Annotated in this window: 12 protein-coding genes and 1 pseudogene; 9 read left to right on the top strand and 4 right to left on the bottom strand. The window is 70.9% G+C overall.

Annotated features, from left to right (window positions below; translation table 11 throughout):
- Nucleotides 1-618, bottom strand: a 618-nt coding sequence (locus AC067Z_RS20960; RefSeq protein WP_478791069.1) for an IS630 family transposase, incomplete at its 3' end; no start/stop codon positions are given.
- Between the two features lie 367 nt (nt 619-985).
- The gene (locus AC067Z_RS20965) at nt 986-1,435 is read right to left on the bottom strand and encodes a hypothetical protein (protein ID WP_478791070.1); all 450 of its coding nucleotides are present in this window, start codon (nt 1,433-1,435) and stop codon (nt 986-988) included.
- Between the two features lie 103 nt (nt 1,436-1,538).
- On the opposite strand from AC067Z_RS20965, the gene AC067Z_RS20970 reads away from it, so the two are divergent.
- From AC067Z_RS20970 to AC067Z_RS20995, 6 genes are all read left to right on the top strand, one after another.
- Complete coding sequence (locus AC067Z_RS20970; RefSeq protein WP_478791071.1) at nt 1,539-2,240, top strand: GntR family transcriptional regulator; 702 nt, start codon at nt 1,539-1,541, stop codon at nt 2,238-2,240.
- Complete coding sequence (locus tag AC067Z_RS20975) at nt 2,237-4,663, top strand: dolichyl-phosphate beta-glucosyltransferase (RefSeq protein WP_478791072.1); 2,427 nt, start codon at nt 2,237-2,239, stop codon at nt 4,661-4,663. The genes AC067Z_RS20970 and AC067Z_RS20975 overlap by 4 nt, the downstream gene beginning before the upstream one ends.
- 135 nt (nt 4,664-4,798) lie before the next feature.
- On the top strand, nt 4,799-5,449 hold the full coding sequence (locus AC067Z_RS20980; RefSeq protein WP_478791073.1) for a hypothetical protein: 651 nt from the start codon (nt 4,799-4,801) through the stop codon (nt 5,447-5,449).
- A gap of 71 nt (nt 5,450-5,520) precedes the next feature.
- Nucleotides 5,521-6,480: a class I SAM-dependent methyltransferase gene (locus AC067Z_RS20985; RefSeq protein ID WP_478791074.1), complete on the top strand. Its 960-nt coding sequence runs from the start codon at nt 5,521-5,523 to the stop codon at nt 6,478-6,480.
- A 205-nt stretch (nt 6,481-6,685) separates the two neighbouring features.
- Nucleotides 6,686-8,332, top strand: a complete 1,647-nt coding sequence (locus AC067Z_RS20990; protein ID WP_478791075.1) for an FG-GAP repeat domain-containing protein — start codon at nt 6,686-6,688, stop codon at nt 8,330-8,332.
- Between the two features lie 302 nt (nt 8,333-8,634).
- Entirely contained in the window at nt 8,635-9,516 is an 882-nt protein-coding gene (locus AC067Z_RS20995; protein WP_478791076.1) for an SGNH/GDSL hydrolase family protein, read from the top strand.
- Nucleotides 9,517-9,583: 67 nt separating this feature from the next.
- Here the strand turns inward: AC067Z_RS20995 and AC067Z_RS21000 are convergent.
- Both AC067Z_RS21000 and AC067Z_RS21005 read right to left on the bottom strand, forming a co-directional pair.
- Nucleotides 9,584-9,793, bottom strand: a pseudogene (locus AC067Z_RS21000) (hypothetical protein); the annotation flags it as partial.
- Nucleotides 9,790-10,542 (bottom strand): SLATT domain-containing protein, encoded by a 753-nt coding sequence (locus AC067Z_RS21005; RefSeq protein ID WP_478791077.1) that lies wholly within the window; start codon nt 10,540-10,542, stop codon nt 9,790-9,792. The pseudogene AC067Z_RS21000 and the gene AC067Z_RS21005, both read right to left, overlap by 4 nt.
- Nucleotides 10,543-10,856: 314 nt before the next feature.
- Between AC067Z_RS21005 and AC067Z_RS21010 the strand changes: the two genes are divergently transcribed.
- The 3 genes from AC067Z_RS21010 (at nt 10,857) to AC067Z_RS21020 (ending at nt 12,523) form a co-directional block, all read left to right on the top strand.
- Entirely contained in the window at nt 10,857-11,192 is a 336-nt protein-coding gene (locus tag AC067Z_RS21010; protein WP_478791258.1) for a YbaB/EbfC family nucleoid-associated protein, read from the top strand.
- 79 nt (nt 11,193-11,271) lie between these two features.
- Nucleotides 11,272-11,871 (top strand): recombination mediator RecR, encoded by a 600-nt coding sequence (recR, locus tag AC067Z_RS21015; RefSeq protein ID WP_215183943.1) that lies wholly within the window; start codon nt 11,272-11,274, stop codon nt 11,869-11,871.
- Nucleotides 11,864-12,523 (top strand): DUF5063 domain-containing protein, encoded by a 660-nt coding sequence (locus AC067Z_RS21020; RefSeq protein ID WP_478791078.1) that lies wholly within the window; start codon nt 11,864-11,866, stop codon nt 12,521-12,523. The genes recR and AC067Z_RS21020 overlap by 8 nt, the downstream gene beginning before the upstream one ends.
- Nucleotides 12,524-12,731: the final 208 nt, after the last annotated feature.

Here is a 12,731-nt window from a genome sequence, read left to right on the forward strand (position 1 = left end):
GCGTTCGGGCACCCCGGGCATCATCGGCAGGACCGGCTGGGACCGGTCCAGGGCCTGGATCTGCGATTTCTCGTCCACGCAGAGCACCAGTGCCCGCTCCGGCGGATCGAGATACAGGCCGACCACGTCGCGGACCTTGTCCACGAACAGAGGATCCCTGGACAACTTGAACGTCTCGGCCCGGTGCGGCTGCAGGCCGAACGCCCGCCAGATCCGGGAGATCGCCGACTGCGACATCCCGGTCGCCGCGGCCATCGACCGCGTCGACCAGTGCGTGGCGTTCTTCGGCGTCTCCTCGAGTGTCTTGACGATCACCCGCTCGACATCCGCGTCGGTGATCTTCCGCGGAACACCGGGACGGGGTTCGTCGCACAGCCCGTCCAGCCGGCGTTCGAGGAAGCGCCGGCGCCACGTGCGGACCGTGTCGGCAGTGATCCGCAGCCGCCGGGCGACCTCGGCGATCGCATGACCCTCCGCGCACTCCAGCACGATCCGCGACCGCAACGCCAACGCCTGAGCGCTCGAACGGCGACGCACCCACGACTGCAGCATCTCCCGCTCGACATCACTCAGCACCACCGGTGGGATCTTCGGCCCAGGACGACTCGCATCAGTCACACCAGACCAACGACGAATCTCCGACTCAGGTCACTAGGTCCTGTCCGGGCGATCTTTGAGGATCGGCCCGCGGCGTCAGATGCATGGGGCCTCCCCGGCCCGCCAGGGCCGAGGGGACGCATCGCAAGGCGGTGGGGGCACCACCCGGCCGAAGGCTGGGGGAGCGCGGCAGCCGGAGAAGACCGCCCGGACAGGGGCTGGCCGCGCGGCTCCGCGCAGGCGATCGCGCCCACTCCGTACGGGACAGCCCACCGCGAGGTGCTGCGCACGCACTTCGACGCGTGCGGCGAGGTACTGGTCGGTCGGGCGCGGATCACGGTGTACGCGCGTCCGGGCGGCTGCTGAAGGCGCCCCCGCGGCGTCACGCTCATGCCCCCGGTTCCACCTCCAGGAAGCGCCGGCGGCGCGGTCCCCGGTACAGCAGCGCCTCCCAGCCCACGCGGGCCAGCGCCTTCGCGCACGCCGTGAGTTCGGTCTCCTCCGCGTGGGCCGCGCCGCTGCCCGGCGGGCCCAGCCACTCGACGTACACCGTGTGCTCCCGTTCGCCGGGGCGGACGCGGTAGCCCGTCGCCGTCCTCGCGCCGTCCCCGTCCATCGCGGACGGCGCGAAGCCGGCCGCCTCCAGAGCAAGCGCAACGGCGCGCACCATCCGGTTCCGCTCCCAGGGCGCGGGCACCGCCGCCGGATCGGCGGCCGCGGCGTTCGTCACACGGCGGATCTGCAGCATGCCCTCGAACGCCGTGCGGACCTCTGCCGCCCGTCCCTCCCCGGCCACCTGCGCCCCGTCACCGGTCGCCGGTTCGAACACATCGCTCACGTCCGCCTCGCTTCTGTCACGGTCCGGACCGTATGCCCCACGATCCCGCCATGACCCCTGGCCTATCGTGTCCGGAACCGCAGCAGAAGGAGAAGGCCACGAGATGCCCGGCAACGGCAACGGCACCGCCGTCACACGCAGCACCCTGCGACAGCAGATCGCGGACGCGCTGCGTGACGAGGTGCTCGCCGGGCGTCTGCAGCCCGGGCAGGAGTTCACGGTCAAACAGATCGCCGAGCAGTACGGCGTCTCCGCGACACCGGTGCGGGAGGCGCTCGTCGACCTGTCCGCGCAGGGGCTGCTCGACTCCGACCAGCACCGCGGGTTCAAGGTCCACGAGTTCTCGATCGACGACTACCGGACGATGGTCGAGGCGCGATCCCTGATCGTGGACGGCGTCTTCCGGCACCGCGTCGAACGCCGGGCCGCGCCCGTCGACCTCCAGTCGCTCGTCTCGGTGCGCCGCCGCGCCGAGGAGGCCGCCCGGGCGGCTCGCGCAGGGGACCTGGACATCCTGATCGGCTACGACCTGCGGTTCTGGCGCGAGCTCGGCGCCCTCGTCGCCAACCGCTACATCTCCGACTTCCTGCACCGGCTGCGCGTGCAGGCGTGGGTGTTCGCCGTGCCGTATCTGCGTTCCGACCCGGACCTGGCGGAGTGGCTGTGGAGCGGCCACGAGGCTGTCGTGGACGCGGTGACCCGCGGCGACACGGAGGGCGTGCGCGTCGAGATCCAGTCCTACAACTCCCACTCCCTGGCCTGGGCGGACCGGCTGGAGCAACGGCGTCCGGGACAGCAGCGGTGAGCGTGGACCTGAGCATCGTCGTCCCCGCGTACAACGAGGAGATACGGCTGCGGCCGACGCTCGACGCAATCTGCGCCCACCTCCGCGAAGACCCGGAGCGCTGGGGCGAGTGGGAGCTCATCGTCGTCGACGACGGCTCCACCGACGCCACAGCGAAGATCGCCCAGGAGGCGGCCGCCGAGGAGCCGCGCATCCAGCTGGTCTCCGGCGACCACAACCGCGGCAAGGGAGCTGCGCTGCGCATGGGCGTGCTCGCCTCCTACGGCCGGCGCGTGCTGTTCACCGACGCCGATCTCGCCACCCCGATCGGCGAACTGGACCGCCTCGACGACGAGCTCGCCGCCACCGGCGCCGCGGCCGCCATCGCTTCCCGCGCCCACCCCGAAGCCCGGATCGAGGTGCATCAGCGGCGGCTGCGCGAATGGCTCGGCCGCATGGGCAACCGGCTGATACGTGCCGTCGCGGTGCCCGGCATCCGCGACACCCAGTGCGGTTTCAAACTCTTCGACGGCGAGAAGGCGCGTGCCGCGTTCGCCGATTCCCGACTCACCGGCTGGGGCATCGACGTCGAGATCCTGCGGTTCTTCCGCCGTGAGGGCTGGCCGGTCACCGAGGTCCCGGTGCGCTGGTCGCACGTCGCGGGCTCCAAGGTGCGCCCCGCGGACTACGGCAGGGTGCTGCTGGAACTCGTACGGCTGCGAGCACGTGCCGTGCGCCGCGTCGACCTCGCGGTCACCGGGCTGTTCCTCCTGGCGTCCGTGCTGCTCTACAAGGGGCTGTGGACAGACCTCGACCGCGGCTATCTGCGCGACGCGGGGCAGGACCAGAACCAGTGGGAGTGGTTCTTCGCGGTCACCGCCGACAACGTCGTGCATCTGCGCAATCCGCTCTTCACGACCCTCCAGGGGCATCCCGAGGGCGTGAACCTGATGGCGAACACGGTCATGCTCGGCCTGTCCGTCCCCCTCACGCCCGTCACGCTGACCCTCGGCCCCACCGTGACCTGGGCACTCGTCCTCACCCTTGGCCTGACCGCGACCGCGACCACCTGGTACTGGCTGATCGCCCGGCGGCTCGTCCGAAACAGATGGGCGGCCGCGCTCGGCGGCGCCTTCGCGGCCTTCGCGCCGCCGATGATCTCGCACGGCAACGCACACCCGAACTTCCTCGTCCTGTTCATGATCCCGTTGATCGTGGACCGCGCGCTCCGGCTCTGCGAGGGCCGCAACGTGCGCCGGGACGGGGTGCTGCTGGGCCTCTTCGCGACGTACCAGATCTTCCTCGGTGAGGAGCCACTGCTGCTCGCCGCCGTCGGCATGCTGCTGTTCGCGCTGTCGTACGCGCTCGCGCGGCGCGATGTCGCGCGGATGGCGTGGCGACCGCTGCTGCGCGGGCTGGGGATCGCCGCGCTGGTGTGTCTGCCGCTGGTGGTGTTCCCGCTCGGGTGGCAGTTCTTCGGGCCGCAGAGCTACAAGAGCGTGCTGCACGGCGACAACGCGGGCAACAGCCCTCTCGCCTTCCTCCAGTTCTCCGGGCGCGCCCTGCTGGGGACGGATGCCGGGGCGGATCCGCTCGCCATGAACCGCACCGAGCAGAACGCGTTCTTCGGCTGGCCGCTGATCGCGCTGGCGACGGCGATCGTGGTGCGGCTGTGGCGGCTCGGGCTGGTGCGGGCGCTGGCGTTCACCGCTGTCGCGGCCGCGTTCCTCTCCCTCGGACCGAAGTTCCGCATCCCGTACACGGACATCGTGCTGACCGGGCCGTGGCGGGCGCTCGCCCACCAGCCGCTGTTCGAGTCCGTCATCGAGTCCCGGGTGGCGATGATCTGCGCCCCGCTGTTCGGCATGCTGCTCGCGCTCGCCGCCGACCGGCTCGCGGCCTCCGGGGTCCGGGTCAACCGGATCGTGGGCTTCACCGCGCTGGCCGCGGCGCTGGTGCCGGTGCTGCCGACGCCGTATCCGGTACGGGAGCGGCCGCCGGTCCCGGGCTTCATCGCCCACGGCACCTACCGCTCCTACCTCGGCGACGGCGAGTCCCTGGTCACCGTGCCGCTGCCGACGCCCGGCAGCGCGGAGGCCCTGTACTGGCAGTCGGAGACGGGCCTCGGCTTTTCCGTCGCTGGCGGCTACTTCAACGGGCCGTGGGGACCCGATCGCATCGGGATCTACGGGGCCACCCCGCGCCACACCTCCAACCTCCTCGGTGAGGTCCGCAACAGCGGCCGCGTCCCTGTCATCGGCCCCAACTGGCAGGCGCAGGCCCGGGCGGACCTCGCGGCCTGGAAGGCGGGTGTGCTGGTCCTGGGGCCGCAGTACAACGAGGCCGCGCTGTACGAGACGGTCACGAAACTGCTCGGCCGGCCGGGGGAGCGTGTGGCCGGAGTCTGGGTATGGGACGTGGGAGCGAAGGGCGGTACGCGGTGAAGGGCCCTCTTCGCCGTCCGAAGCGGCGGCATTACGCTGTCCCGTCCACCCTCCTCCACCGTGGTCGCACCGAACCGGCCGCACGGAACCGCCCCGCACCGCCCGTAACCGAACCCGCTGAGAGCGAGCCTTCCCTTGGCCTGTGACCTGTGGCTGGTCCCCCTTGTCGATGTGCTGTGCCACAGCCCCGACAATCCCTTCGCCGAAGAGATCGCTTCCTACGACAAGGCCCTGACCGGCGCCGGTCTCCCGACCGTGCCCGTCTTCGCCTACATGCCGGGCCTCTCGGGCGATGTCGCGCCGGTCGCGGGGTTCGACTACGACGCGCTGCACTTCCTGCGGCGCGCGTATCTGCTGCAACTGTGCGGGCTCGCGGTGACACCGGTGGACGAACTGGGCGGTGACTACGAGCAGTTGCTGGAGATGTTCGAGTCCACGGCACAGCAGTCGCATCTCGTGTGGCACTACGACCACGCGGGCGCGTACGTCCCCGTGGACTTCGCGGCACCCCTGTTCAACGACGAACTGCTCGAAGGCGGCGGCCCCTTGGGCTCCACCCAGGGCCTGCTGCGGGAGCTGGAGTACGTCGCCCCTTCCATCGGCATCGACCCGGCGAACCCCCCGGCAGCGCCGCAGCCCCCGGAGCGCCCCACGGCGCTGGAGGAACCTGCCGGACCGATTCCCTACGACGAGAGCCCGTTCGCGCGGGAGCGGCACGTGTGGCTGGGCCTGCACGCAGCGGCGACGCGGAGCCTGGGCCAGGGCTCGATGATCATCTTCAGCTGACGTGTTCCGGATCGTCCGGCGCTCGTAACGTGCGCGTGGGGTTCCCGACACCTCGGCATAGTTGACCGGGCATGCCACAGTCACAGCCCCTGTCCACATCACTGCCCCCGACGTCTCCGGACCTGCCCAGGCCCCTGCGGTTCGGCGACGTCAAAGGCTGGTTCCGGCCGGTCGATCAGCTTCTCTTCGACTGGTTCCTCGACGACCAGCACGCCCGGGGAGTACGCGGCGACCTGCTGGAGCTCGGTGCGTACCTCGGCAAGAGCGCGATCTTCCTCGGGCGTTATCCACAGGCTGGGGAGAAGTTCACGGTCTGCGACCTGTTCGACTCAAAGGCCCCGGACGACCCCAACAGCGCCGAGATGGACCGCTCGTACGCCACCCTGACCCGCCGGGCCTTCGAGGCGAACTACCTTTCCTTCCACGACGAACTCCCCACGGTGGTGCAGTCCCCCACCTCCGTGATCACCTCCCGCGTCGACGCCGCCAGCTGCCGATTCGTCCATGTCGACGCGTCCCACCTCTACGAGCATGTGCGGGGCGATGTCGCGGCGGCCCGTGAACTGCTGCTGCCCGAAGGCATCGTGGCCTTCGACGACTTCCGTGCCGAACACTGCCCGGGTGTCGCGGCGGCGGTATGGGGCGCGGTGGCGGCGGAGGGCCTGCGGCCGATCGTGATCACGGGCACCAAGCTGTACGGCACCTGGGGCGACCCGGCGCCGGTACGCGAGGCGCTGCGGGAGTTCCTGGACACGCGGACGGACTTCTGGCACGGCGTGGAGGAGGTCGCGGGAGTCCCGCTGATCCGCATCAGCGGCCCCAAAGCGGCTCCTCCGCCCCCGCCGACGTCCCGCCACGAGCCGCTTCCGGCGGCGATGACCACGGCCCTGCCCGAGCCCCATGCCCCGGAACCGGTCGCTGCCGCGCCGCAGGCGGCACCGGGCCGCCGCCCGTCGCTGGCCCGCCGCGTGGCGCGGGAGGTCCTGCCCCCGATCGTGGCCCGTGCGCTGACCTCGAACCGGCGGCGCTGACGGGAGCGGTGGCGGCACGCGCGATCGCAGTCCACGTGCGGGAACCGCGACACCGGCAACTGACGCCCCGTGACGCCGGGACCGGCCCCTAGCTGCTACGATCCGCGCGTTTTCGGACACGGGCCCGACCTGGGTGGGGACCTGAACGGTCGGCCCGACGTCCGCGGAGGCCGCGCAGCGCGCGGTGATGCAAGGGGAGGGTTTCTTGATCCATTCACGTACGTCCCGGCTGCGGGCCATAGCGGCCGCAGGCGTCGTCGCGGGCATCGTCGCCGTCACCCTGGTCGGCAGCCCGGCCGCGGACCCTGCGGCGGCCGCCGCCGCGGCACCGGCCCCGCGATACGACGTCGACGGTGACGGTCTCACCGACCGGGTCGAACTGCGGGCCGACGGCACGACCGCGATCGCGCTCAGCGGCAGCGGGACGACCGCGGGCTTCACGGTCGGCCAGAACAACGACGCCCAGAGGCGCCCCAAGGACATCGTCCCGGTCGGGAACATCTACGGCACCAAGGCCCCCGACCTGCTGGCCCTGTGGTCCAACGGTGAGCTGGCGGCATACGAGGCGTCCGGCACCGGTGGCACCACGTACCGCATGCCCATCGGCAACGGCTGGCAGATCTACAACAAGATCCTCTCGCCGGGCGATGTCACCAGCGACGGACGGCCGGACCTGCTCGGCCGCACCCCCGAGGGCAAGCTCTACCTCTACCGCAGCGTTGCCTCGTCGGGCCTCTTCGCCTCCCGCGTCGAGGTGGGGAGCGGCTGGCAGATCTACGACCAGCTCGTCGGCACCGGTGATGTCGACGGCGACCGCATCGGCGACATCCTCGGCAGGACCGTGGCCGGCGACCTGTACTTCTACAAGGGCACGGGCTCTGCGACGGGCGCGCCGTTCAAGGCACGGGTCAAGGTCGGTTCCGGCTTCCAGATCTTCAATCAGCTGATCGCCGCCGACGACCTGAACAAGGACGGCCGCGCGGACTTCCTCGCCCGCACACCGGGCGGGACCGTGTACCGCTATCTGGCAGCCGGCGGCGGCAAGTTCGCCACCCGCCAGGCGTACGGCAGCGGTGGGCAGAACGTCCTGCTGTACGCCGGAGGCGGCGGTCTGCCCGCGTACGGGAAGCACGAGGTGCTGACCATCGACGGCGCGGACGGCATCTACCTGCGGCCAGCGTTCGCGGACGGGAAGCTCGGCGCTCCGGTGCACAAGGGCACCAATGTGAAGGGCTACTTCGACGGCACCCTGAGCTCCGCGCTCAACGAGAACGGCAAGGCCCACCTCGTCGAGATCGGTCCGGGCTATGCCTGGACCGAAGGCATCGGATGGCTCGGCGAGGGCGAGGAGTGGAACAGCTACGCGACCATCGTCGGCCCCGGTGACCTCACCGGTGACGGCAAGGGCGACGTGGTGGGCCTCGGGTTCGACGGCTCCCTGTACCTGCACAAGAGCAATCGGGTCGCCGCGGAGCAGCCCCTCGACACCCGCGTGCGCGTCGGCGGCGGCTGGCACGTGTACGACACGCTCGTCAGCGGCGGCGACCACAGCGGCGACGGCCGCCCCGACCTGATCGCCCGTACCTACGAGGGCCGGCTGTACCTGTACAAGGGCACCGGCTCCGTGACCTCGCCCTTCGCGCCGCGCATCCTGATCGGCGGCGGCTGGAACACGTACACCGAGCTGGCTTCGCCGGGCGAGATGACCGGCGACGGCATCGCCGACCTCATCGGCATCAACGCCGCCGGCGACGTCTACCGCTACGCGGCAACGGGCCGCAGCGGGACGGCGACCTTCGCCGGCCGCGTGAAGTTCGCCTCCGGCTGGCAGGGCTACGAGTACGTCTTCTGACGGTCCGCGACGTGTGCGACGGCCCGGGGCACTCCCGGCGCCGTCGCACCCACGGCCCCTTGGGCACGCGCAGTGACCAGGCAGGGAACAAGCACATATTTCCCGCCACGCGTTCGTGACGGCTCACGAAAAAGGCGACGGGAGTTGTGACGCAGTCACAGGAGCGGCCACCGGGGCCCGCCCCTACGCTTCCTGCACCGATCGGGTGAACGCGCCTTGGTGAACAGGTCGTGGCTCCGTGGACCGGCGCCTGGGCGCCGAATCATGCCCAGAGCCGCATCATCCGCCTGAAGGAGCGCCCCATGCCGTTCCGCGTCCCGAACCGAGTCCTGTCGGCGTTCGTCGCATCCGCCGCGACCACCGCCGTCGGACTCGGCACCGCCACGCCCGTCCAGGCCACCCCCGACCCGCTCAACTACGTTGCCCTCGGCGACAGTTTCAGCGCGGGGTCGGGCATCCTCCCCCTCGACCCGTCCGCGTCGCTGCTGTGCGCCCGCACCACGAAGAACTACCCGAACCTGCTCGCCGACCGGACCGGTGCGGACTTCACCGACGTCACCTGCGGTGCCGCGAAGACCGAGCACTTCACCCGGTCCCAGTACCCGGGCGTGCCCCCGCAGTTCGACGCCCTCACCGGCGACACCGACCTCGTCACGCTGACCATCGGCGGCAACGACAACAACACCTTCATCAACGCCGTCGTCGCCTGCGGCGGCCTCGGCGTGCTCACGGCCGGCCACGGAAGCCCCTGCAAGGACACCTACGGCAGCAGCTTCTCGGACGAGATCGAGCAGAAGACGTACCCCGCGATCAAGGCGGCGCTGAACCGGATCAAGGCCACGTCCCCCAGGGCGGACGTCGCGATCCTCGGCTACCCGTGGATCGTGCCCGAGCGGAGCGTCCCGGACTGCTTCCTCAAGCTGCCGATCGCCAAAGGGGATGTGCCCTACCTGCGGGGGATGCAGGCCGACCTGAATGCGGCCGTCGAGCGGGCCGCCGACGAGACCGGGGTGACGTTCGTCGACATGGCCCCGGCATCCGAGGGCCACGACGCCTGCAGCCCGGCCGGCACCCGCTGGATCGAGCCGCTCCTCTTCGGCACGAACATCGTCCCGGTCCACCCGAACGCGGCGGGCGAGGCGGCGATGGCAGACGAGGCGGCCAAGGTGCTCGACCTCGACTGATTGTCCCGGTGTCGTGTACGGGGATTTTGGTACCACCGCAATCCCCGTACACGAGGACGTGGGCGTGGCCGAGGAGTTCCTTGATCACGACGAGGGCGAAACCCTGTTCCGGGAGCAGCGTCGCGGTGGAGTGGCGGAGGCCGTGGAAACGGATGCGTCGGAGTCCCACCCGGCCGAGGAAGCGGCCGAGAATGCTGGACCCGCCCCGCGCGGCGTGCGCCGTTCCGACGGGCAGGCATTGACCCCGCTGCCCTCGCAGGCAGGGCCACCCCCTCAGCGCGGCGGCTCCGGGGGCCGCTGACGCGGCATGTTCGGGCGGGTGCCCGGCGGCAGTGGGAAGCGGCCCTGGACCACACCCGCCCCCGGCGGCGACGAGGCGCCCACGTCCGCGCGGGGCGCGGACAGCGTGGCCATCCGCAGCGGCGCCGGCCCCGACCGCAGGTCGGCCATCCAGTCCGTCGTCTCCGTACGGATCAGCTCCGCGACGTCTTCCGAGAAGCGCCGCAGCACCCCCAGGCACCGCTCCGCCGCCTCGCTCGCCGTGCCCTCCGTCGGGCCCAGCACCTCCCGTACGCTCTCCGACGCCCAGTCGAACTGCAGCGCCTGCAGCCGCCGCTGCACCGCCTGCGCGGTGGCCACGTTCCGCATCCAGCCCGCGGTGAGGCCGAAGTAGCGGTCGCACGCCATGCAGGCCGCGGCCAGCAGCAGGGAGAGATAGCCCCAGCCCGCCCCGCCGTCCACCGCGTCCGTCAGGTCGAGCAGCGGAAGGCCCGCCCCCGCCACCGCACCCAGCGCCGTGCCCAGGCGCAGCAGCCGGGCGAAGCGCCGCTTGCCGGCCCGGTCCGTCAGATACCAGTCGGCCGTGCGCAGGGCGTCCGCCTCCACCCAGCGGTAGAGCTCGTCGAGGCGGGCCGCGGGCTCTCCCCAGTCGCCGAGCGGGAACGCCCGCCCGGTCAGATCACCCAGCGGCACGGTGCCGCGCTCCTCCCGGGCCGGCCCCCCGGGTTGCATCTCCGGCTGGCTCACCGGTGCGCTCCTCTACCTCTACGGCTCTGCTGAAAAGGTGCTCAAAAGATGCTGACGTTACACCGTGTGACGTACGGTGCGCGCGTGCGTTCTGATACGCCCGCCGACGTGCACGCCCTTCATACCGCCGAATGGTGGGCTGTGTGCCCGGGAACCCCGTATTTCCGCCCGCACGGGCGTCTTGATCAGGTAGAGGAGCCTGGTCGCAGGGGGTGGCTCTCACTCGAAAGAGTTGGTCACCGCCGGATGGGGCACGGCGTCCGCCCACCACGTAGGCTCGGCCGTACCGAAGCAACGTACGGACAGGAGTGACCGTGATTCCCGGTGGTGGCCAGCCCAACATGCAGCAGCTGCTCCAGCAGGCCCAGAAGATGCAGCAGGACCTGGCCAGTGCCCAGGAGGAGCTGGCGCAGACCGAGGTCGAGGGTCAGGCGGGCGGCGGCCTGGTGAAGGCCACCGTCACCGGCTCCGGCGAGCTGCGCGCCCTGGTCATCGACCCGAAGGCCGTCGACCCCGAGGACACGGAGACTCTCGCGGACCTCGTCGTCGCAGCGGTCCAGGCCGCCAACGAGAACGCCCAGCAGCTCCAGCAGGACAAGCTCGGCCCGCTCGCCCAGGGCCTCGGCGGCATGCCGGGCATGCCCTTCTGAACCCGCTGCCCGGGCGTCTTCTAAAGCGCCACCTTCACCAACTACCGTAAGCAGCAAGCACTTCAGGAGAGGCGTTCCGTTGTACGAAGGCGTGGTTCAGGACCTCATCGACGAACTGGGCAGGCTGCCCGGCGTCGGTCCCAAGAGCGCGCAGCGGATCGCCTTCCACATCCTGCAGGCCGAGCCGACGGACGTCCGCCGCCTCGCGCACGCGCTGCTGGAGGTCAAGGACAAGGTCCGCTTCTGCGCGGTGTGCGGCAACGTCGCCCAGCAGGAGCAGTGCAACATCTGCCGTGACCCCCGCCGCGACCTGGCCGTCATCTGTGTCGTGGAGGAACCGAAGGACGTCGTCGCGATCGAGCGGACCCGAGAGTTCCGCGGCCGGTACCACGTCCTGGGCGGGGCGATCAGCCCCATCGAGGGCGTCGGGCCCGACGATCTGCGGATCCGTGAGCTGCTCGCCCGTCTCGCGGACGGCGCCGTGACGGAGCTGATCCTGGCCACGGACCCCAATCTGGAGGGCGAGGCGACGGCCACGTACCTCGCACGCATGGTGAAGCCGATGGGACTCAAGGTCACGCGGCTGGCCAGCGGTCTCCCGGTAGGGGGAGACTTGGAATACGCCGACGAGGTCACGCTCGGCCGTGCCTTCGAGGGGAGACGACTGCTCGATGTCTGACGCCATGCTGCACGCGGTAGGTCAGGACCCGGACGACTTCGCGGTCCAGATCGCCGACTCGATCGAATCCTTCATCGTGGCGACCACCGAGGTCGCGAAGGGCGACGAGCCGGACAGCGCGGTGCCGTTCCTGCTGCTCGAGGTCTCCCAGCTGCTGCTGACCGGCGGGCGCCTGGGCGCGCACGAGGACATCGTCCCGGACGAGCGGTACGAACCGGACACCGGCCCGGACGTCGATGTCGACGATCTGCGCATGCGGTTCGCCGTCCTCCTCGACCCGGTGGACGTCTTCTCCGAGGTGTTCGACCCGTACGAGCCCCGTAAGGCGCCGGTCCCGTCGCGGATCTCCGACAGCCTGGCGGACATCGTCACCGACCTCCGGCACGGCCTCGCGCACTACCGCGCGGGCCGTACCAGCGAGGCCCTGTGGTGGTGGCAGTTCTCGTACTTCTCCAACTGGGGACCCACCGCGTCCGCCACTCTGCGCGCCCTGCAGTCCCTCGTCGCCCATGTCCGCCTCGACCAGCCCCTCCAGGAACTGGACGGTCTGGACACCGACGAGGACGTCACCGAGGACGCGCTCGCGGAGGAGGCCGGCAAAGTGATGGTCGAGGAGATCCTCGGCCCGCCGGAGCTCCGCCGGGCTCACTGAACGCACAGCGCTGTCGAGCAGCGCGACCGTACGCAACGTCAGTGGCGGCGGGCCCCGACCGGGGTCGGCCGCCACTGACGTGTCCGGTTCCGGAGGCGGTTCCGTCGCCCGCGAATGCGTGACATGGCACACATCTCCGCGTACCCGTCCGGGGCCGGGGCAGTGGCCCCGTACGGGCAGCCCGGGAGCCGCCCATGATCACGTAGTG

The sequence above is a fragment of the Streptomyces sp. NPDC043812 genome (assembly GCF_056436245.1).